15 protein-coding genes are annotated in these 19355 nt (G+C 66.3%); 13 read left to right on the top strand and 2 right to left on the bottom strand.

The features are described 5' to 3' along the window. Positions 1-65: 65 nt before the first annotated feature. Together QQZ18_RS09240 and QQZ18_RS09235 are read right to left on the bottom strand one after the other, a co-directional pair. Positions 66-812: a helix-turn-helix transcriptional regulator gene (locus QQZ18_RS09240; protein WP_284540329.1), complete on the bottom strand. Its 747-nt coding sequence runs from the start codon at positions 810-812 to the stop codon at positions 66-68. A gap of 2087 nt (positions 813-2899) precedes the next feature. Next, entirely contained in the window at positions 2900-3151 is a 252-nt protein-coding gene (locus QQZ18_RS09235; protein WP_284540326.1) for a YdcH family protein, read from the bottom strand. 248 nt (positions 3152-3399) lie between these two features. Between QQZ18_RS09235 and QQZ18_RS09230 the strand changes: the two genes are divergently transcribed. The 13 genes from QQZ18_RS09230 (at position 3400) to QQZ18_RS09170 (ending at position 19354) form a co-directional block, all read left to right on the top strand. Continuing rightward, complete coding sequence (locus tag QQZ18_RS09230; RefSeq protein ID WP_284540324.1) at positions 3400-3789, top strand: PepSY domain-containing protein; 390 nt, start codon at positions 3400-3402, stop codon at positions 3787-3789. Between the two features lie 15 nt (positions 3790-3804). Then, a complete protein-coding gene (locus QQZ18_RS09225; RefSeq protein ID WP_079402956.1) occupies positions 3805-4467 on the top strand; it encodes a response regulator transcription factor in 663 nt (220 codons plus the stop codon). After that, on the top strand, positions 4464-5846 hold the full coding sequence (locus QQZ18_RS09220; RefSeq protein ID WP_284540321.1) for a sensor histidine kinase: 1383 nt from the start codon (positions 4464-4466) through the stop codon (positions 5844-5846). The genes QQZ18_RS09225 and QQZ18_RS09220 overlap by 4 nt, the downstream gene beginning before the upstream one ends. A 164-nt stretch (positions 5847-6010) precedes the next feature. After that, positions 6011-6472, top strand: coding sequence for an RT0821/Lpp0805 family surface protein (locus QQZ18_RS09215; RefSeq protein WP_284540319.1), 462 nt, complete (start codon positions 6011-6013; stop codon positions 6470-6472). Positions 6473-6623: 151 nt separating this feature from the next. Then, positions 6624-8021: a hypothetical protein gene (locus QQZ18_RS09210; protein ID WP_284540318.1), complete on the top strand. Its 1398-nt coding sequence runs from the start codon at positions 6624-6626 to the stop codon at positions 8019-8021. 132 nt (positions 8022-8153) lie between these two features. Then, entirely contained in the window at positions 8154-9266 is a 1113-nt protein-coding gene (gene ccmI, locus QQZ18_RS09205; RefSeq protein ID WP_284540316.1) for a c-type cytochrome biogenesis protein CcmI, read from the top strand. Positions 9267-9274: 8 nt separating this feature from the next. Next, positions 9275-9745, top strand: coding sequence for a cytochrome c maturation protein CcmE (gene ccmE / locus QQZ18_RS09200; protein WP_284541018.1), 471 nt, complete (start codon positions 9275-9277; stop codon positions 9743-9745). A 113-nt stretch (positions 9746-9858) separates the two neighbouring features. Then, the gene (locus tag QQZ18_RS09195; RefSeq protein ID WP_284540313.1) at positions 9859-11841 is read left to right on the top strand and encodes a heme lyase CcmF/NrfE family subunit; all 1983 of its coding nucleotides are present in this window, start codon (positions 9859-9861) and stop codon (positions 11839-11841) included. Between the two features lie 13 nt (positions 11842-11854). Then, positions 11855-12328 (top strand): cytochrome c-type biogenesis protein, encoded by a 474-nt coding sequence (locus QQZ18_RS09190; RefSeq protein WP_284540311.1) that lies wholly within the window; start codon positions 11855-11857, stop codon positions 12326-12328. Between the two features lie 140 nt (positions 12329-12468). Further along, positions 12469-13989 carry a Do family serine endopeptidase gene (locus QQZ18_RS09185; RefSeq protein ID WP_284540308.1) on the top strand — a complete coding sequence of 507 codons (1521 nt, stop codon included), beginning with the start codon at positions 12469-12471 and terminating at the stop codon, positions 13987-13989. Between the two features lie 117 nt (positions 13990-14106). After that, positions 14107-14826 (top strand): response regulator transcription factor, encoded by a 720-nt coding sequence (locus tag QQZ18_RS09180; RefSeq protein WP_079402970.1) that lies wholly within the window; start codon positions 14107-14109, stop codon positions 14824-14826. Then, positions 14805-16214 (top strand): HAMP domain-containing sensor histidine kinase, encoded by a 1410-nt coding sequence (locus QQZ18_RS09175; protein WP_284540305.1) that lies wholly within the window; start codon positions 14805-14807, stop codon positions 16212-16214. The genes QQZ18_RS09180 and QQZ18_RS09175 overlap by 22 nt, the downstream gene beginning before the upstream one ends. Positions 16215-16405: 191 nt before the next feature. Next, positions 16406-19354, top strand: a complete 2949-nt coding sequence (locus tag QQZ18_RS09170; protein WP_284540304.1) for a bifunctional [glutamine synthetase] adenylyltransferase/[glutamine synthetase]-adenylyl-L-tyrosine phosphorylase — start codon at positions 16406-16408, stop codon at positions 19352-19354. The last annotated feature ends 1 nt before the right edge of the window (position 19355 follow it).

The following is a 19355-nucleotide window of genomic DNA, read 5'->3' as shown; positions in this document are numbered from 1 at the left end:
CTCCAGCAAGCAATCCTGGAGTCTTCGCTTGACGACCAAGTGCTTCAATTTGGTCGGCGAAGACTCTAGGCCGATTTCCGGCGTGGCACCGGCACGAGAGCTGCCGCGTCGGCCACTTCTCTCCAGGCCGGCTCGCTGCTCTCGATCTCCCGCCACTCCTTGAGAAGAACGCGACGGCGGCGCGGATAGCGGACGCCGAGGTCGGTGGCATCCGACATGCGGTCGACGCGGAAGTGACGGAAGTCGGCCCGGAGCTCGCACCAGGCGGTGAGGACGCGCACGCGCTCGAAGAAGGCGACCGCCATCGGCCAGACGACGCGGCGCGAAGCGAGACCCTTCTCGTTGACATAGGAGAATTCGAGTCGGGTCTCGTTGCGGATGGCGGCACGCACCAGCGACAGGTCGATGCCGTCGCGGTTGGCGTTCCAGGCCGGGGCGACGATCAGGCCGGTGGCGTCCATCCGGTCGGCGAGGTCGGGCGGCAGCACCGCCGCGATCTTGGCGAGAGCATTCTCCGCCGACGAGGCCAGACGCTCGTCGGCCCGCGTCGCGGCAAGCCGCGCGCCGAACACCAGCGCCTCGATCTCGTCCTCGGTGAACATCAGCGGCGGCAGCATGAAGCCGGGCCGCAGCACGTAACCGACGCCGGCCTCGCCGTCGATCGGCGCGCCCTGACCGATCAATGCCTGAATGTCGCGATAGAGCGTGCGAAGCGATACGCCGAGTTCGGCCGCGAGCTCCGCCCCGGCGACGGGGCGGCGACGGCGGCGCAAGGCCTGGACCAGGGTAAGAAGGCGCTCGGCGCGGGACATGGGAGGACCCAGAGTTCGGCAATGGATTCGGTCAGCAAATGCGAACCGATCATGCCAGCATGCACGGCCCGCGTCCACCATAATGATCTTGTTTTGTTCTGAACAGCCCTTTGAGGGCTGAACCGGCTCGCTTCGATGCCGGCGCTCCATGAACCGCGCGGAGAGGGGGGGGGCGACAGCGGCGCGAACGGAGCGATTCACCCAAACTCCGGCTCGCTGGGCTTCGCTCCGATCCCACTGATGACGCCGCCCGTCGGGAGCGCTGAGCGATGCTTCCGGGTGGTCACCGGAGGTCCGGCGTGCTCGCCGGTGGGTAAGCCATTGGGACTGATGTGTTTGAAATATTGACCACCAGCCGAAGGGCGAGGGGAGTCCCGTCCGCGCGATGCGGCGAGAGTGGACGGGCGCCGCCGGTGCCCCCTCGTGTCGGGCACGCGCTCTTTTGCCCTGATGGCGCGGCTGCCGCCGGACGTCCGCTTGTCCACTCCGGGCATGCGGTGGGGACCGCCTTGGTGCGGCATGCCACCTTCGCGACATCGCGACGGTGGCGTGACTGCCTGGCTTCTGCCTGAACGATCGGTCGTCTCGGACAAGTGTTGCTTTGGCCGCCAGACATGGTTATGCAACTTGAAGTGATAGGTGTTCGGTACTCGCTGGACGGCCCGATCACCAACCATGGTGCTTGTCGGCGACCCGTTCGAGTGCTTGTGATCGACGCCCCAACTTGCACAGGCGCGGCGACGTGCGAGTTTCCGGGGCCCGTGCCCCGTGCCCGGTGCCAGCAACGGGTTTGTCCTGTGCCGCCGACCGGTGCGATCGCTCTTCAAGTGGGCGCATGCCAAAGCCGCCAAACTCCCGAGGGGTGACGAAAAGCAGGTTGGATGTCCATGGGGCGAAGGGATGGGCCAGACAGGGGTATCCTGGAGTTAGCGCAGCCGCATTTGGCCTGATACGACGCACGCCGGTCTGCGCGGTTGATGTGGTCAAGGCCGGGTTTGAGCCATTATCGTCCGTGCCGAAGAGATAAGGTGCGCCAGCTGAATCACAGCATGAACCGCCGAAGAGGCGTATCAACAACACCCTGCAACAGATTCATAAGACTCGTGATTCCCGCTTCAAGCTGAATCAGAATCTCAGCAGGCATCGGACGCCTTGCGATCCATTTCTGAATCAGAATGTCAGCCGCCGGAATCGGTTTGCGAACTTGCTGACTCACTTCGCGAAGTCGCGGCAATCGGCCTGTAGCGCCAGTCTGCCGGTTCGGGCGGTTGCTTCGTTGCCGGTGATCCGTCGCCGGTCACGCGACCCGGCATGACGATCCGGGATCGATACGAGCGCCTGCACCCACCGGCCTCGATTTGTGTTCCACTCACCCTGACTTTCATCGTGAAGATGGACGAGAAATCGGTGCCCTTACTTTGCGGTGAGGGGTCGATCCAAGATGTCTGGCGGCGATCTCCGCCACTGGGCAAGGAGTGGTTGGAGAGCTTCTGCAAGGGGGGAGGGGCTGGCCCGTCGGCTCGTCTTGGGTGGGGTTGCGGCGAGCGATCGACGGGGCTGGCAACCGTGCATCGAAACATCGACTTGGTGATATACTCTTTTAGGTTGTAGTGAGCGGAGGCTCCAGCAAGCCGACTTTCTGATGCCAGCGACCGTCCGGCACTGTCATGTTGCGCATGTGTTGTCGATACCGGCTGGTGCTTGGGATCGAACCATTGCCTTCATTGATCGCGATGTGGCGCTTGCAAGCGATCGTCCTCGGCCGTACAAGACCTCACACCATGGAAGCTCGATATGCGACGGGAAGCGGTTCTCGCGCCGAGATCAAAAATCGGCTCAGGCGACGGTCCGACGAGGCGGGCACCTTCCGCTATATGTTTGATATAATGAACGGCACCATGGGCTGTTAGAAGAACTTGGCGCCCCGACGTTCGGCCAAGTCGCATGACGGATGCGCATGTTCGCGCCGCTCAGCTCGAACGCCGAGACCGCCTATCTGGTCGTGAGGTGAAGGAAGACGAAGCTAGCCCGCGCCGTCGGACGGGGACGGCGCGGGCTATAGCGCAGAGGCCCAACGAGGAGGGGTGTCAAGCCACGGCGCGTCTGGACGCGGCAACAGCGGCCGCGATTTCATCCTTGAGCAGAGACCGGTGACGCTTGAGATCGGCGAGGACGGCCGGTTCGGCCGGCTCCTCCAGCGACTCGATGCGGTAAATGCGCCGGTTGATCTCCTGATAGGCAGTGGCGAGGTCGCAGAAGACCGCATCGAACAGCATGAGCTGTTCAATGGTGTCCCAACTGCCGGGGAATTCCACGGAAAGCTCGTTCGGGATGCTCATGTCACTGCCCCCTCTTCACATCTTCCCAAGGCTAACCTCCTTGTCGCAACAAGGCCTTGAGGTGGATCAAAAGTCGTATGCGGGCGTTACACCAACAGGGATTTCCCTATGACGGTCTTCGGCTGGCATTGATTGCGATGGGAAAAATGCGTTTCACCCGTCCCGGCGAGGCCGAAGCAAGGGCCTCGACGCCGATCCTTTGAGCGGATGGGGGGCGCAGAGGGTGAAACGGGAGGGAGAGCCTGCCGGTGGGCGACTCGGATTTCGCCGGCCCGCGCATGAACGGCGAGCGCCATCGGTGTTCATGGACCATTCAGGCTCGGGTGGCTAATGTCCTGCTCATGAACACCAATCGCAAGCGATTCCCACTCGTCGTGGCGTGTTTCCTGGCGCTGCCGATCGTCATGGGACAAGCCGCCGAGGCGCGTTGTTTGACGCCCGCCGAGGCGCAGGCCGTCGTCGGCAAGGGCGCGGTTCAGAGGCTGAGCGTCATAGCGCGCGTGGTCGGCGGAGAGATCGTCGACGCGCAACTCTGCGAGGGGGGCGGGTTGCTGGTCTATCGGCTCGTCGTCATGCGCGAAGGGGGGCGGGTGGACAACGTCATGGTCGACGCGACGTCCGGTCAGAGGCTTCGTTGAATCGGGAACCAGAGCATGCGGATTCTTGTGGTCGAGGACGACCGTGACCTGAACCGGCAGCTTGTGACCGCATGCCGCGATGCCGGTTATGCCGTGGACGCTGCCTTCGATGGCGAGGAAGGGCACTTCCTCGGCGATACCGAGCCCTATGACGCGGTGATCCTCGATATCGGCCTGCCTAAGATGGATGGTCTCAGCGTGCTGGAAGCCTGGCGGCGGGATGGCCGGCTGGTGCCGGTGTTGTTGCTGACCGCGCGCGATCGCTGGAGCGACAAGGTGGCCGGCATCGACGCCGGGGCCGACGACTACGTCGCCAAGCCTTTCCATATGGAGGAGGTGTTGGCTCGCCTCAGGGCGCTGACGCGCCGTGCCGCCGGCCGTGCCTCCAACGAGGTGGAAGTCGGGCGCGTGAGGCTCGACGTGAAGGCCGGCCGCCTGACCGTCGACGGCAATCCCATCAAGCTGACGTCGCACGAGTTCCGTCTCATCCAGTATCTCATGCTGCACATGGACAAGGTGATCTCGCGGACCGAACTGGTCGAGCATCTTTACGACCAGGACTTCGACCGCGACTCCAACACCATCGAAGTGTTCGTCGGGCGGCTGCGCAAGAAGATGGGCATCGATCTGATCGAGACGGTGCGCGGCCTCGGCTATCGCATCGCGTCCGGAAAATGAACGCGCGCCTCAGAAAACTGGGCGAATGGTTGAAGAGCTCGCTGGCCCTGCGCCTGGTCCTGGCGTCGGCGCTCTGGGCGACCATCGCTTTGGCGGCTTTCGGCTGGCTCCTGACCGAACTCTACCGCGCCAGCCTCATCCGCTCCTTTGACGAACGGATCATCGTCTACGAAAAGACGCTGGCCGGCGTGGTCGCGTCGGCACCCGACGGCGCCGTGCCCGACCCTGGCACCATGGGCGATCCGCGGTTCGGCCGCTACCAGTCCGGCTGGTATTGGGTGGTGGTGGATGCCAAGTCGCAGTCGACCGTGGCCACTAGCCAGTCGTTGTTCGGCGAGGTGCTGTCGCTGCCGCCGCCGCCCAACAATGGCGCGGTGGTCACCAACGATGCCCGCGATCCGGCCGGCATTGCCCTGCGCCATGCGGCGCAACGCATCTTTCTCAGCAACGGGCGCATGTACGATCTTCACGTCACCGGCAACGTCGCCGAGCTTGCGGACGAGATCTCGACCTTCCGCTTCCAGGTGTTCGCCACGCTGGCGGCCTTCGCCCTCGGCCTCGTGGCCGCCGCCGGCCTGCAGGTGAGTTTCGGCCTGCGGCCGCTTGCGGCCATGAGCCGCCGCCTTGCCGACATCAGAGAGGGGCGCGCCAACCGCCTCGAAGGTCGTCTGCCGCGCGAGATCGCCGCTCTCGGCAAGGAGCTCAACGCCCTGATCGAGACCAACAGCGCCATCGTCGAGCGCTCGCGGACCCAGGTCGGCAACCTTGCCCATGCGCTGAAGACGCCGCTCGCGGTGATCCTGAACGAAGCGCGCGCCGAGGGCGGCCCGCTGGCCGACAAGGTGGTCGAGCAGGTGACGGTCATGCGGGACGAGGTCGACCGCTACCTCGACCGAGCCCGGCTGGCCGCCGACCGCAAGGTGATCGGCGCTGTTGCCGATGTCCGCCACTCCTTGGAAGGGCTGAGCCGCGTTCTGAGCCGGGCCTACCCGGACCGCAGCCTGCATCTGGAAGACGAGGGCGCCGGCCATCCCAAGGCCCGCATCGAGCGGCGCGATCTGGAAGAACTGGTCGGAAACCTGATGGACAATGCCTGCAAGTATGGCCGCGAGCAGGTGCGCGTCCTGCTGTCGGTCGACAGAACCGACCGCGACCGGCCGATGGTGAAGATCCGCGTCGAGGACGACGGCCCTGGTCTTCCGCCATCCGCCTATGCCGAGGTGCTCGGCCGTGGCAAGCGCCTCGACGAGACGCAGCCCGGATCTGGCTTCGGCCTCGCCATCGCGGCCGAGATCGCGGAAACCTATGGCGGATCGCTGGTCCTGGACCGGGCCGTGCTCGGCGGGTTGGCGGTGACCTTTCGCATTCCGCTGAGCTGAATTTCGTTGACAGGACGTCAGATGGTGGGAGCAGTAATCTGAAGAGGGAGGCCGTTTACGACAAGATTAAGTTGTAACCAAAATTCGGCCATGGTTTCAGGCCATTATGAGCAACAAGGGCGAATCGCCCAAACAATTGGTTCCATTCTCGGAGACCCGGTGAGATGTTGTTGAAGAAACTTGTGATCGTCGGCCTGGCGGCCTCCATGCTGGCAGGCTGCGCGACGGGCCCCAACCAGAACCAGACGCTCGGCACGCTGGCCGGCGCCGTCGGTGGTGCGGCCCTCGGTTCGGCCTTCGGCCAGGGCAGCGGCAAGGTGGCGGCGATCGCGGCCGGCGCGCTTGTCGGCGGCTTCCTCGGCAACCAGATCGGCGCCAGCCTCGATGCCGACTCCCAGCGCTACAACTATGCCGCCAGCGTCAGCGCGCTGGATAGCGGCTATCAGCAGCAGTGGCAGAACCCGCAGACCGGCGTCTACGGCACGGTCTCACCCGGCCCGGTCGCCGTTGTCAACAACCGCACCTGCCGGCCCTACACCAACACCGTTTACATCGACGGTCAGCCTCAGGTTGCCCGCGGTACCGCCTGCCGCAATCCGGACGGCAGCTGGCAGGTGGTTGGCTAAGCCAGGCCTGACTTCCCGGGTCATGTGATTGATGGGCCGGCTCGCAAGAGTCGGCCTTTTCGCATTGTGCGTTCCCGCAGCCTCTTCGTTACCAGTCATCAACCATCTTGCGGCAGGATCGTTTGGTAAAGAAGCAGTTACGGGAATCGTCATGGACGGACGCGCGGTGGTGACCGACAAGGCCGAAGCTTTCCTGCGCGGACTGACGCCGCGGGCGCGCGGCATGCTGGTTCGCCGGATGGAGAGCGACAGGGCGGCTCCCACCGAGCTCGAAGCTCGCCGTCGCCTCATTCTGGAAGCGGCCCGCGCCATCGCCGAGAGCCGCGACGCGGCCCGGCAGGCCATGGCCGGCCCGCCGGCGGACATGCGCCGGCTGGTGTTTGCCGCCTTCGAGCCTTACGTGATCGAGGAAAGGCTAGTGTTTCCGGCGCACGGGTTCGTCACCGCCGCCACGCTGTCCCACGTCTGGTCCTATGCGGCCAACGAGCTCCAGTGCGCCGAGATTGCCGCTTGGAGCGATCCCGAGACCGCGCCCTCGCTGCCCAACGATGCTGCCCGCCGGGAAGAGGCCGTCAAGCTGGAAGGTCGGCTGTTCGACATCCTGGCAAAGCATATCGCGGCGATCGCCGACGAACCGAAACTGCAACAGCGTTTCATGTCGCGCATCGGTGGCGAGGTGGCTCGCCGCGAGATCGATGACATGATCGCGGTGCGCGATCGCCTCCAGGACCTGCCGACACTGAGCGCCGCCATCGTGCATTTGCTCGACACCGGGCCGGCCGACATGGGGCTTCTCGAACAGATCGCCACCTATCTTGCCAAGTATCCGAATACGGCCGGCTGGGTCGCCGCCGGCGTGTTTCGCCGCCAGGCAACGGTGACGCCGCTGATCGCCTTTGCCAAGCTGCTGGCGCGCGGCGAAACGGCTCGTCGGGTTCGAGCCACGCCGGCGGCGACGGCCTTTGTCGATCTCGGGCTGGCCGCGGCCGACCGGTCCGCCTCGCGCTTTCAGACCATTCTTCGCGGCGGCCGCAACGCGGCCGATGCCATGGCCCAGATCGGCGTGTTCCGGTCGACCCTCAACGAACTCACCACCGGCCTGGACATCGACAACGACGGGGGCTGGCAGCCGCGCCTTGTCGCCATCAAGCGGCGCTTCTCGGACATGCTGTTCGTCGAGTTCGACAAGCTGCTTCCGGCCATGCGCCGCGCCTTCCGAGTTCAGGAGGCTCCCTATCCTGGCCCGGCCGATGGCGCCGAAGCGGCCTTTCTGTGCGCCCTGTTCGCGGCGACGGGCAAGTCGCGCGACATCCTGGCGGTCAATGGCCTGATCGGCCGCCTGACGCCGTTGGTCGATCAGGCGATCGAGCTCTACGCCCTCGATCTGCCGACCAAGTTGCGGGGCCTCGACGGCGAGGCGCGCGCGGCGGCACTGTCGGCGGTCGACTATCTGATCAAGGCTGCCGGCTTCCTCTACGGCGACGACTATGCCTCGCATCTTCGCCGAAGCAGGGAGCAGCAGCTCAAGTCGTCGAGGCCTGCGGCGTGAGGCCGGATCGCCTTTTCTAGAATCCTTCTCAAATTCGCCCAGAAGTCGATTGAGAAAGCGCCGATATTGCCCTATTCGGCTTGGGGCATCGGGGCGACGGCCTGTGCCGGCGGGTTCGGGAAAGAGCGACGGATGGTTTTCTGGATATTGCTGGCTTTGCTGACGGCGGCGGTCGTTCTTGTCCTCATCGCCCCCATGGCGCGCCCGGCGGGCGCCTTTTCGTCAGTCAGCGGCGAGGAAACCCGCGTCTACCGCGACCAGTTGAGCGAGCTCGACCGTGATCGGGACCGCGGCCTGATCGGCAGCGAGGAGGCGGACGCCGCCCGTGCCGAGATCGGACGCCGCTTGCTGATGGCCGCCAACGCGCCAGCGGAAGCGGGAATGCCCCGGCCCGCGGCCAACAGGATCGTGGCGCTGATCACCGTCGTCGCCATCCCCGCCATCGCCCTGCCGCTCTATCTCTTCGTCGGTCAGCCGGACATGCCCGACGCGCCGCTCGCCGAGCGCCTGACAGCGGCGCCCGCTGCCGGCAATGTCGCCGATCTGGTCGGACGTGTCGAAAAGCATCTCGCCGCCAATCCCGACGACCTCTCGGGATGGCGCATCATTGCCCCGGTCTACGCTCGTCTGGGCCGGCTGGACGATGCGGTGAAGGCTTGGGGCAAGTTGGTCGCGGCCGGCGAAGCGGACGCGGCGACGCTCGAGAACTACGGCACCGGCCTTGTCGACACCAATGACGGCATCGTCTCGCCCGATGCGCAGTCGGTCTTGGCGCGCGCCGTTGCCGCCGATCCCGAGCGGGCACGCGCGCGCTTCTACTACGCGGAGGGGCTTCGTCAGGCGGGCGCCTTCGACGAGGCACTGCAACAGGTCGACGAGTTGATCCGCCGCTCCCCGGCCGATGCCCCTTGGCTCTCGACGACGCGCGGAAAACGCGGCGAGATCCTCGCTGCGCTCAAGAAGCCGGCCGATACGCCGGAACCGCCGACCCTGCCGGCAGCAGCCGTGAACAACGAGGCGATCCAGGGCATGGTCGACGGCCTCGCCGCGCGGCTTGCCGCCGACCCCGGCGATCGCGACGGCTGGATCCGGCTGATGCGCTCCAATGTGGTGCTCGGCCGGAGCGACAAGGCGGGCGCGGCGCTTGCCGATGCCCGGAAAGCCTTCGCCGGCAACGCCGAGGCCCTGGCGGCGATCGATGCCGCGGCGGCCGAACTCGGCATCGCCAAACCGGAGGGACAATGACGATGGTCATGACGCGCAAGACGCGGCGCCTCATCCTGATCGGCACGGTGGGCGCGGTTCTCGCCGCCGCCGTCGGCCTCGTTCTCTTTGCCCTGTCCGGTGAGATCACCCTCTACAAGACGCCGACCGAACTGACTGAACAGCCCAACACCGAGGGGCGCCGCCTCAGGATCGGCGGCCTCGTCGAGGTTGGCAGCGTGGTGCGCAAGGACAGAGGACAGGTCGAGTTCAAGGTCACGGACACGGTGAACGCCGTGCCGGTGACCTATCGGGGATTGCTGCCGGATCTGTTCAAGGAAGGGCAGGGCGTCGTCGCCGAGGGAAAGCTCGACCAGGATGGCGTGTTCCAAGCCGATACCGTGCTGGCCAAACATGATGAACGCTACATGCCGAAGGAAGTGGTGGACGCGCTGAAGGCTCAGGGCGTCTGGGAAGAAGGCCAGCCGGGCGGACCGATGCCGCCGGCGGCGAAGAACTAGGGCATGTTGGCGAACTCTGGTTTGCCAACATGCTCCATCCAGTTTGTTTTCACGCAACTCCGGGCGCAGAACCGGTGCCCACTTATGCTGGAGTTGCTTTAGGCGAGGGCGGCATGATCGTCGAATTCGGCCATTTCGCACTGTTTCTGGCTTTGGCAGTCGCCGTCGCCCAATCGGTCCTGCCGATTGTCGGCTTCTTTCGCCGCGACCCGGCGCTGATGGCGGTGGCGCCGCGCGCCTCGATGATGCAGCTCCTGCTGGTCGTCATCGCCTTCTCGGCGCTCACCTATGCCTATTTGGTCTCCGACTTTTCGCTTCTCAACGTGGTCGAGAACTCCCATTCGGAAAAGCCGCTGATCTACAAGGTCTCCGGCGTCTGGGGCAACCATGAGGGCTCCATGCTGCTCTGGGCGCTGATCCTGGCGCTGTTCGGCGCGGCGGTCGCGGCATTCGGCGGCAACCTGCCGCAGACGCTGAAGGCCAACGTGCTGGCCGTCCAGGGCTGGGTCAGCACGGCCTTCCTTGCCTTCATCCTCACGACGTCCAACCCGTTCCTGCGCCTTGCCGAGCCGCCGATGGAGGGCCGGGATCTAAATCCGGTACTGCAGGATATCGGCCTCGCCATCCATCCGCCGCTCCTCTACCTCGGCTATGTCGGCTTCTCCATCGCCTTCGCCTTTGCCATCGCGGCACTGATCGAGGGGCGGATCGATGCCGCCTGGGCGCGCTGGGTTCGGCCGTGGGTGCTCGCCGCCTGGATCTTCCTCACCGCCGGCATCGCCATGGGGTCCTACTGGGCCTACTACGAACTCGGCTGGGGTGGCTTCTGGTTCTGGGACCCGGTGGAGAACGCATCGCTGATGCCCTGGCTGGTCGGCACGGCGCTGTTGCATTCGGCCGCCGTCATGGAGAAGCGCGAAGCGCTGAAGGTCTGGACCGTCTTGCTCGCCATCCTGGCCTTCTCGCTGTCGCTGCTCGGTACCTTCCTGGTGCGCTCCGGCGTGCTGACCTCCGTGCATGCCTTCGCCACCGACCCGACGCGCGGCGTGTTCATCCTGGGCATCCTCTGCCTGTTCATCGGCGGTGGCCTCGGCCTGTTCGCCTTTCGCGCCGGCACGCTCCGGCAGGGCGGCCTGTTCGCGCCGGTCAGCCGCGAGGGGGCGCTCGTCCTCAACAACGTGTTCCTGACGGTGGCGGCCGGCGTCGTGCTGTTCGGCACGCTGGTTCCGCTGATCGTCTCGGCCTTTGGCGGCGCCATTTCGGTCGGCGCGCCGTATTTCAATACCGTGTTCGGGCCGCTGTTCGGCGCAACGCTGCTGGTGGTGCCGCTCGGGCCGCTGCTCGCCTGGAAGCGCGGCGACCTGCTCGGCGCGCTGGAACGCCTGTGGGCGGTGTTCGCCATTGCCGCGCTGGTCGCCATCGCCACCGCCTGGATGAAGGGGGAAACGCACATCGTCGCCCTGTTCGGCCTCGGCGTCGCCGTCTGGGTGCTGGTCGGCGCCTTTGCCGAGCTTTGGACGCGCGCCCGCTTTCTGGAGGCTGGGCTTTCGGTCGGACTCCGGCGCCTCGCCGGGTTGCCGCGCTCGGCTTTCGGCACGGCGTTCGCCCATGCCGGCCTTGGCGTGACGCTGCTCGGCATCGTGGCGACCTCGGCCTTCCAGAGCGAGACCATCGTGGAGATGAAGCCGGGCGACACCGCCACCGTCGGCGCCTATTCCGTCACCTTCGATGGGCTGCGCAACGCGGGCGGACCGAACTACTCCGAGCTCGTCGCCACCATGACGGTCCGGGAGGGCGGGGTCGTGCGCTTCGTCATCGAGCCGTCGCGGCGGTTCTACACGGCGCGGCAGATGCCGACCACGGAGGCCGGCATCCGCACGCACGGCCTGTCGCAGTTTTACGTGACGCTCGGCAGCGAAGGCAGCGAGACCGGCTCGGTGGTGGTGCGCATGTGGGACAAGCCGCTGGTGACGCTGATCTGGCTCGGCGCGCTGGTCATGATGGCAGGTGGCGCCTTGTCGCTGGCCGATCGGCGTCTGCGCGTCGGTGCGCCGAAGCCGGCCCGACGGGCAGTTCCCGTGGCCCCCGCCGAGTGACAGAGGAGTTCCGATGCGCCTTCTTGCCATCCTTTCGCTTCTTGTCGCGCTCGTCGGTCCGGCCGTTGCCGCCGATCCGTCCGAGCGGTTGGCCGATCCGGCGCTCGAACAGCGCGCCCGCGCGATCTCCGAGGAGCTGCGCTGCCTTGTTTGCCAGAATCAGTCGATCGACGCCTCCGATGCCCAGCTTGCCAAGGACCTGAGGATCATCGTTCGGGAACGTATCGCCGCCGGTGACAGCGACGATGCGGTGCGCGACTTTCTCGTTGCCCGCTACGGCGAGTTCGTGCTGCTCCGGCCGCGCGCCCACGGCGTTGGCCTTCTTTTGTGGGGTTTGCCACCCCTCTTGCTGCTCATGGCCGGAGCGGGGCTGTTTCTCGCCTTCCGGCGGCGATCCGCCATTGCGGGCCTCGAAAGCCTCTCCGCCGAGGAAGAGGCGGCGCTGAAAGCGCTGTCGCAAGAAGGGGATGAGTCGCCAAAGCTTTGAAATAAGGCGACTTTTCGGCAGTCATTCTTACAAAAGTTTAATGCGGTCGCAATCTTCAGGTTAGGCTCGGCGGCGCTATATGACGCCATACAAACCGGATCGATAGCCGGTTCCCGAGTTCATCCCCTGGAGTTTCTCCCATGCTCAGGACTTCCGACAAGCCGACCAAATCCCGCGTCAAGGCTCTTATGCTGGGCTCAGTTTTCGCCCTGGCTCTCGGCGGCATCGTCGCCGGCGAGACCTCCCTCATCTTCGGCAACACGGCCCAGGCCCAGAACCTGTCGCAGCCCCAGACCCCGGCGGTGTTTTCCTTCGCCGACATGGTTCAGCGCGTGCAGCCGGCCGTCGTCTCCATCCGCGTCAAGACCGACGAGACTGTCGGACAGGGCGACAGCGCCAACGACGGTCTGCCGCCCGGCCTGACGCCCGACAGCCCGTTCTACGACTTCTTCAAGCGCTTCGGCATGCCGGGCATGCCCGGTGGTCGTGATCGCAGTCCGCAGCACCGCTACGGCCTAGCCCAGGGCTCCGGTTTCTTCATTTCGGCCGACGGCTACGTCGTCACCAACAATCACGTGGTGGAGAACGCCACCGACGTGAAGGTGGTGACCGACAACGGCACCGAACATGACGCCAAGGTGATCGGTACCGATCCCAAGACCGACCTGGCCCTGGTCAAGGTGACCGACGGCAAGGACTTCCCGCACGTCTCCTTCGCGGCGAACGAGTCGCGCGTCGGCGACTGGGTGGTGGCCGTGGGCAATCCCTTCGGCCTCGGCGGCACGGTGACGGCCGGCATCATCTCGGCGCGTGGCCGCGACATCGGCGCTGGTCCCTATGACGACTTCCTGCAGATCGACGCGCCGATCAACAAGGGCAATTCCGGCGGTCCGGCCTTCAACGCCGGTGGCGAGGTGATCGGCGTCAACACCGCCATCTACTCGCCGTCGGGCGGTTCGGTCGGCATCGGGTTCGCCATTCCGGCGCGGACGGCGCAACAGGTGGTCGCCTCGCTGATGGACCACGGCAAGGTGGTTCGCGGCTGGCTTGGCGTGCAGATCCAGCCGGTGACCGACGAGATCGCCAGCTCCATCGGCCTCGACAAGGCGCGCGGTGCGCTGGTGACAGAGCCGCAGACCGACTCGCCGGCCAGCAAGGCGGGCATCAAGGCGGGCGACACCATCCTCTCCGTCAACGGCCAGCCGGTCGATGACGCCAAGGATCTGGCCCGCAAGATCGCCGCTTTCCCGCCGAAGACGGTGGTCGACGTCACCCTGTGGCGCGACGGCAAGGAAGAGACCGTCAAGGTCGACCTCGGCGAGCTGCCGAACGAGCAGGTGGCGACGTCGCAGCAAAGCGGTGGCGGCTCCGATGAGCACACCTCGCTCGACGACTACGGATTGACGCTCGCTCCCGCCGATGCCGTGGGTGCCGGCGACAGCGGCGCCGTCATCACCGATCTCGATCCGAGCGGCAAGGGGTCCGAGCGCGGTCTGCGCCAGGGTGACATCATCCTTCAGGCCGGCGGCCAGACCATCGAAGGCCCGAAAGATGTGTCGAAGGCGATTTCCGGCGCTGAGAAGGCCGGCAAGAAGGCCATCCTGCTGCGCGTGAAATCCGGAGACAGCGTTCGCTTCCTCGCCCTCCCCCTGGGGAAGTGAGGTCTGATCTCCAACCGGTACCGGCGGGCTCGGCGCCCGCCGGTATTCTTTTTCCTTGCGCCGGTTCGTGCCGGCGCTAAACGTCTGTCGACGACCACCTTTGCGGGGCAAGGTGACATGCGCATTCTGGTGATCGAGGACGACAGGGAAGCGGCGGCCTATCTCGTCAAGGCACTGGACGAGGTCGGGCATGTCGCCGAACACGCGGCCGATGGCGAGGCCGGTGCCTTCATGGCCGAAGAGGGCGGCTTCGACGTACTGATCGTCGATCGCATGCTGCCCAAGCGCGACGGTCTCTCCATCATCGAAGGCATGCGCCGGCGCGGCGATCAGACGCCCGTTCTCGTCCTGTCGGCGCTGGGCCAGGTGGACGACCGCGTTCGCGGCCTCAAGGCCGGCGGCGACGACTACCTCACCAAGCCCTATGCCTTCACGGAGCTGCTGGCCCGCGTCGAAGCGCTGGCCCGTCGCAACCGGCCGGCCGAAGTGGAAACGACCTATCGCGTCGGCGACCTCGTGCTCGACCGTCTGTCGCATACCGTGACGCGCGCCGACACGGAGATACCCTTGCAGCCGCGCGAGTTCCGCCTGCTCGAGTATCTGATGCGCAACGCCGGACAGGTGGTCACCCGCACCATGCTGCTCGAAAACGTCTGGGATTATCATTTCGATCCGCAGACCAACGTCATCGACGTTCATGTGTCTCGCTTGCGCGGCAAGATCGACAAGGGCTTCGACAAGCCGCTGCTGCACACCGTGCGCGGTGCCGGCTACATGATCCGAGAGGCCGGCCCCGAGAGGGGCGGGGAGGCCACATGGGCGCGCTCGGGCGGCTGATCCGAACGACTGCGTTCAAGCTGTCGCTGGTCTATCTCGTCGTCTTTTCCGGCCTGACGCTGTTCCTGACCGCCTATATCACCAACAACACGGCCGAACTGCTCGACTCGCAGATCAGCGACACCATCGACAGCGAAATCAACTCGCTGTCCGACCAGTACGAGCGTGGCGGCCTTCGCCAACTGGTCAGCGCCGTCGATCTGCGCAGCCGCCGCCCCGGCGCCAGCCTCTATCTCGTCGCCGACTCCTCCGGCCGCACCGTGGTCGGCAATGTCGCCGATCCGCCGCTGTCCATCCTCGGCTTGTCGGACGGCGACACCACGTCGGTCACCTACCAGCGCCTCGATGGCGATGCCAGCCGCCGTTACGAGGCGATCGTGCGCGTGTTCGGCCTGCCCGGCGGGTTCAAGCTACTGGTCGGCCGCGACATCAGCGAGATCGGCCAGCTCCGCTCACTGATCTTCGAGGCGTCCCGCTACGCCATCATCGTCATCGTGGTGACGGGCTTCGTCTCCTGGTTTTTCGTCGGGCGCTCCGTCCTCAAGCGCGTCGAGAATATGGCCGAGACGTCGCGCCGGCTGATGTCCGGTGATCTCACCCATCGCCTCGCCGTCAAGGGCTCGAACGACGAGTTCGACAATCTCGCCCTGAGCCTCAACGAGATGCTCGACCGCATCGAGGCCTTGATGACCGGCTTGCAGGAAGTGTCCGACAACATCGCCCACGATCTCAAGACGCCGCTCAACCGCCTTCGCGGCCGCCTGGAGGAAACCTTGCGGCGCGGCGGCGAGGTTGAGGACTATCGCGAGGCCATCACGTCGGCCATGGAAGAGGCGGACAACCTCATCCGCATCTTCGATGCCCTTCTGAAGATCGCCCGCATGGAGGCCGGCTCCTCGGGGGACAGTTTCGAGCCGCTCGACGCAGCCGACATTCTCGACGAGATCGTCGAGCTTTACGAACCGGTGGTGGAAGACGTCGGTGGCCGTCTCGCGCTCGAAACGACGAGGCCGCTGCCGCTGAGCGGCAACCGCACGCTCCTGAGTCAGGCCCTGTCCAACCTGATCGACAACGCCATCAAGTATGGCCGGTCCGAGGGCGAAAACGGGCCCTCGATCGCGCTGGCCGGCGCCATCGAGGGCGATGATCTCTGTCTGACCGTGACCGACGACGGCCCGGGCATTGCCGAGGCCGACAGGCAAAAGGCGCTGTCGCGCTTCGGTCGCCTCGATGACGCCCGCAGCCGGCAGGGATCCGGGCTCGGTCTGTCGCTGGTGGCGGCGGTGGCGCATCTGCATGGTGGCCGCGTGACGCTCGGCGACGCCGGCCCCGGCCTCAAGGTCAGCCTACACTTGCCGATTCAACGCGCGTCGAGAGCGCCGGTCTGAGCCGATCAGACGGAAGAGTGCCCTAAAGTGTATCGCGGCACGCGTTAGGATTTATGCCAGAACAAGACGATAAGCTGGTTCGCGTATCCGTTTCGCCGGAGCCGCTTGCGAGAAGACTTGCTCGGCTGGCGGCTGATACCGGGGCAGGGCACGACGGGACGGCGGGAGTGGGCAAGGGGATGGAAGAAGGCATGACGCAGCGGACTGACGGCGCGCTCAAGGACCGCGTCACCATCGTTCCCCCCATCGGCCCGGATGCCGCGATCGCCGGCTCGCTGCTCGACGATTGCCTGGCCGGGCCGGGCGGCGAGGCGCTGGCCTCGGTGTTTGCCGGCGCACCGGCCGCCCGTGACCTGGTGCTTGCCGCCGCCTCCAACAGCGCCCATCTGCGCGAGGCGGCGCTGCGCGATGGCGAGCGTCTGACCCGCGTTCTTTCAAGCGATCCGGCGGCGCACGTCGCGAGCCTGATCGCCTCCCTGTCCGAACCCGTCGCCGACGAGGCGTCGCTGCGTCGACGCCTCCGCCGCGTCAAGGCGGAGGCGGCGCTCGCCATAGCCTTGGCCGACATCGCCGATCTCTGGGACGTCATGGAGGTGACGGGCGCCCTCACGCGCCTCGCCGACGCCAGCCTCTCGGCCGCCATCCGCTTTCTCCTGCTCGAAGCCGACGCAGCCGGCAAGTTGAGCCTGCCCGACCGCTCCGAACCGGAGAAGGGCTCGGGCTGGATCGTGCTGGCCATGGGAAAGCAGGGTGCCTTCGAGCTCAACTATTCCTCGGACATCGACCTCATCGTCTTCTTCGATCCCGCCGTGGTGCCGGCGGCCGACAAGGACGATCTGACGACGCTGTTCGTCCGCCTGACCCGTCGCCTCGTCGCCACCCTTCAGGAGCGTACCGCTGACGGCTACGTGTTCCGCACCGATCTGCGGCTCAGGCCCGACGCCGGTGCGACGCCGGTCGCCATGTCGACGACGGCGGCGCTGATCTACTACGAGAGCGCCGGCCAGAACTGGGAACGGGCGGCCATGATCAAGGCGCGGCCGGCGGCCGGCGACATCGCGGCCGGCGAGCGCTTTCTGGCCGAGCTCAAGCCCTATGTCTGGCGCAAGTATCTGGATTACGCCGCCATCCGCGACATCCATTCGATCAAGCGGCAGATTCACGCCCACAAGGGGCATGGCGAGATCGCCGTCGCCGGCCACAACGTCAAGCTGGGCCGTGGCGGCATCCGCGAGATCGAGTTCTTCGTGCAGACGCAGCAGCTCATCGCCGGTGGCCGCAACGTCGACCTGCGCGGCCGGCAGACGCTGGCCATGTTGGATGCCCTGGTGGTTCAGGGCTGGCTCGACGAACCGGCTCGCGATCTTCTGGCGGAGGCCTATCGGTTCCTGCGCCGCGTCGAGCATCGCGTCCAGATGCTGAACGACGAGCAGACGCACACGCTGCCCGATGATGCCGAGGGGCTGGCCCGCATCGCCCACCTGATGGGCTACGCGGAGACGGAAGCCTTCGCCGCTACGCTGAGGGCGTGGCTGGTTGCCGTCAGCGACCAGTATTCCGAGCTGTTCGAGGAGGAGGCCGACCTTTCCTCGCAGCACGGCAACATGGTGTTCACTGGCAACGACATCGACCCCGGCACGCTCGACACCTTCACCCAGCTCGGCTTCGCCCGGCCGGAAGATGCCATCCGCATTGTCGCCTCCTGGCACTTCGGCCGCTACCCGGCTATGCGGTCGTCCCGGGCCCGCGAGCTTCTGACCGAGATCACGCCGCGCCTCATCATCGCCTTCTCCGAAACCGAAGCGCCGGATGCCGCGCTGATCGCCTTCGACCATTTCCTCGCCCGCCTGCCGGCCGGCGTCCAGCTGTTCTCGCTGCTGTCCTCCAACCAGTCGCTGGTGACGCTGCTCGCCATGGTGATGGGCAACTCGCCCTATCTGGCTGAAACGGTCGCCCGGCGGCCGCACGTGGTGGACGCTCTACTCGAACCGCAGTTCTTCGGCACGCTGCCCGGCCGGGAGGAACTGACGCGCCGGCTCGACGCCTTCTTCGGCGAGGCGAGTGGCTACGAGGATATCCTCGACCGCGCCCGGATCTTCGCCCAGGAACAGAAGTTCCTGATCGGCGTCCGCGTCATCACCGGCACCGCCGCCGCCCGCCAGCTTGGCCGCAGCTTCTCGCGGCTCGCCGACTTGTTGCTCGAACGCGTCCTGGCGGCAACGGCGGCCGAACTTGAAGCTCAGCATGGCCGGGTGCCGGGCGGGCGCGTGGCGCTGCTCGCCATGGGCAAGCTCGGCAGCGAGGAGCTGACCGCGGCCTCGGATCTCGATCTGATCCTGCTCTATGATCACGACCGCGACGCGCTGCAGAGCGACGGTCGCCGCCCGATCTCCCCCAACCAGTACTACGCCCGGCTGACCCAGCGCCTCGTCACGGCGATCACCGCGCCGACCGCCGAGGGCACGCTCTATGACGTCGATTTCCGTCTGCGCCCGTCGGGCAACGCCGGGCCGCTCGCCACCCGCATCGACGCGTTCGAGCGCTATCAGCTGGAAGAGGCGTGGACCTGGGAGCACATGGCGCTGACGCGTGCCCGCGTCGTGTCATCGACGGGCGATCTCGGCCTGGAGGCGGAACGGGTGATCGCCGAGACGCTGTGCCGGCAGCGCGATCCCCAAAAGGTGCTTGCCGATGCGGCCGACATGCGAGCCCGACTGGAGCAGGAGAAGGGCTCGACCGACCCGTGGAACCTCAAGCGGGCGCCGGGCGGCCTCGTCGACCTGGAGTTCATTGCCCAGACGCTGCGCCTCGTCAACGACTGGCGGGAGCCGGCGATCCGCCTGCGCAACACGGAGGCGGTCCTGCTGTCGGCGGCGACGCACGACCTGCTGACGCCCGCCCATCGCGACGTGCTGCTGCCGGCCATTCGCCTGTTCGGCGACCTGACGCAGGCCCAGCGTCTCACGCTGCCGGTGAAGGCTTCGGTGGTCGAGGCGCCGCGCGGCGTTCATGACGTGCTCTGCCGCGTCGCGTCTGCCCCTTCGCTTCTCCAGCTAGAGGCCGAGCTGCGCGAGCGTCAGTCGGCCGTGCGCGAGGCTTTCGTGGAGATCGTCGGGCCGGTGGTGCGGCGCGCAGGCTGAG

This window comes from Pleomorphomonas sp. T1.2MG-36, assembly GCF_950100655.1.
GTDB lineage: Bacteria > Pseudomonadota > Alphaproteobacteria > Rhizobiales > Pleomorphomonadaceae > Pleomorphomonas.
This window is presented reverse-complemented; position numbering and strand designations above follow the sequence as displayed.

Bases quoted from the DNA above. Each gene is read 5' to 3' on its own strand.
- QQZ18_RS09240 (WP_284540329.1), bottom strand. From the start codon at position 812: ATGTCCCGCGCCGAGCGCCTTCTTACCCTGGTCCAGGCCTTGCGCCGC.
- QQZ18_RS09235 (WP_284540326.1), bottom strand. From the start codon at position 3,151: ATGAGCATCCCGAACGAGCTTTCCGTGGAATTCCCCGGCAGTTGGGAC.
- QQZ18_RS09225 (WP_079402956.1), top strand. From the start codon at position 3,805: ATGCGGATTCTTGTGGTCGAGGACGACCGTGACCTGAACCGGCAGCTT.
- QQZ18_RS09220 (WP_284540321.1), top strand. From the start codon at position 4,464: ATGAACGCGCGCCTCAGAAAACTGGGCGAATGGTTGAAGAGCTCGCTG.
- QQZ18_RS09215 (WP_284540319.1), top strand. From the start codon at position 6,011: ATGTTGTTGAAGAAACTTGTGATCGTCGGCCTGGCGGCCTCCATGCTG.
- QQZ18_RS09210 (WP_284540318.1), top strand. From the start codon at position 6,624: ATGGACGGACGCGCGGTGGTGACCGACAAGGCCGAAGCTTTCCTGCGC.
- ccmI (WP_284540316.1), top strand. From the start codon at position 8,154: ATGGTTTTCTGGATATTGCTGGCTTTGCTGACGGCGGCGGTCGTTCTT.
- ccmE (WP_284541018.1), top strand. From the start codon at position 9,275: ATGACGCGCAAGACGCGGCGCCTCATCCTGATCGGCACGGTGGGCGCG.
- QQZ18_RS09195 (WP_284540313.1), top strand. From the start codon at position 9,859: ATGATCGTCGAATTCGGCCATTTCGCACTGTTTCTGGCTTTGGCAGTC.
- QQZ18_RS09190 (WP_284540311.1), top strand. From the start codon at position 11,855: ATGCGCCTTCTTGCCATCCTTTCGCTTCTTGTCGCGCTCGTCGGTCCG.
- QQZ18_RS09185 (WP_284540308.1), top strand. From the start codon at position 12,469: ATGCTCAGGACTTCCGACAAGCCGACCAAATCCCGCGTCAAGGCTCTT.
- QQZ18_RS09180 (WP_079402970.1), top strand. From the start codon at position 14,107: ATGCGCATTCTGGTGATCGAGGACGACAGGGAAGCGGCGGCCTATCTC.
- QQZ18_RS09175 (WP_284540305.1), top strand. From the start codon at position 14,805: ATGGGCGCGCTCGGGCGGCTGATCCGAACGACTGCGTTCAAGCTGTCG.
- QQZ18_RS09170 (WP_284540304.1), top strand. From the start codon at position 16,406: ATGACGCAGCGGACTGACGGCGCGCTCAAGGACCGCGTCACCATCGTT.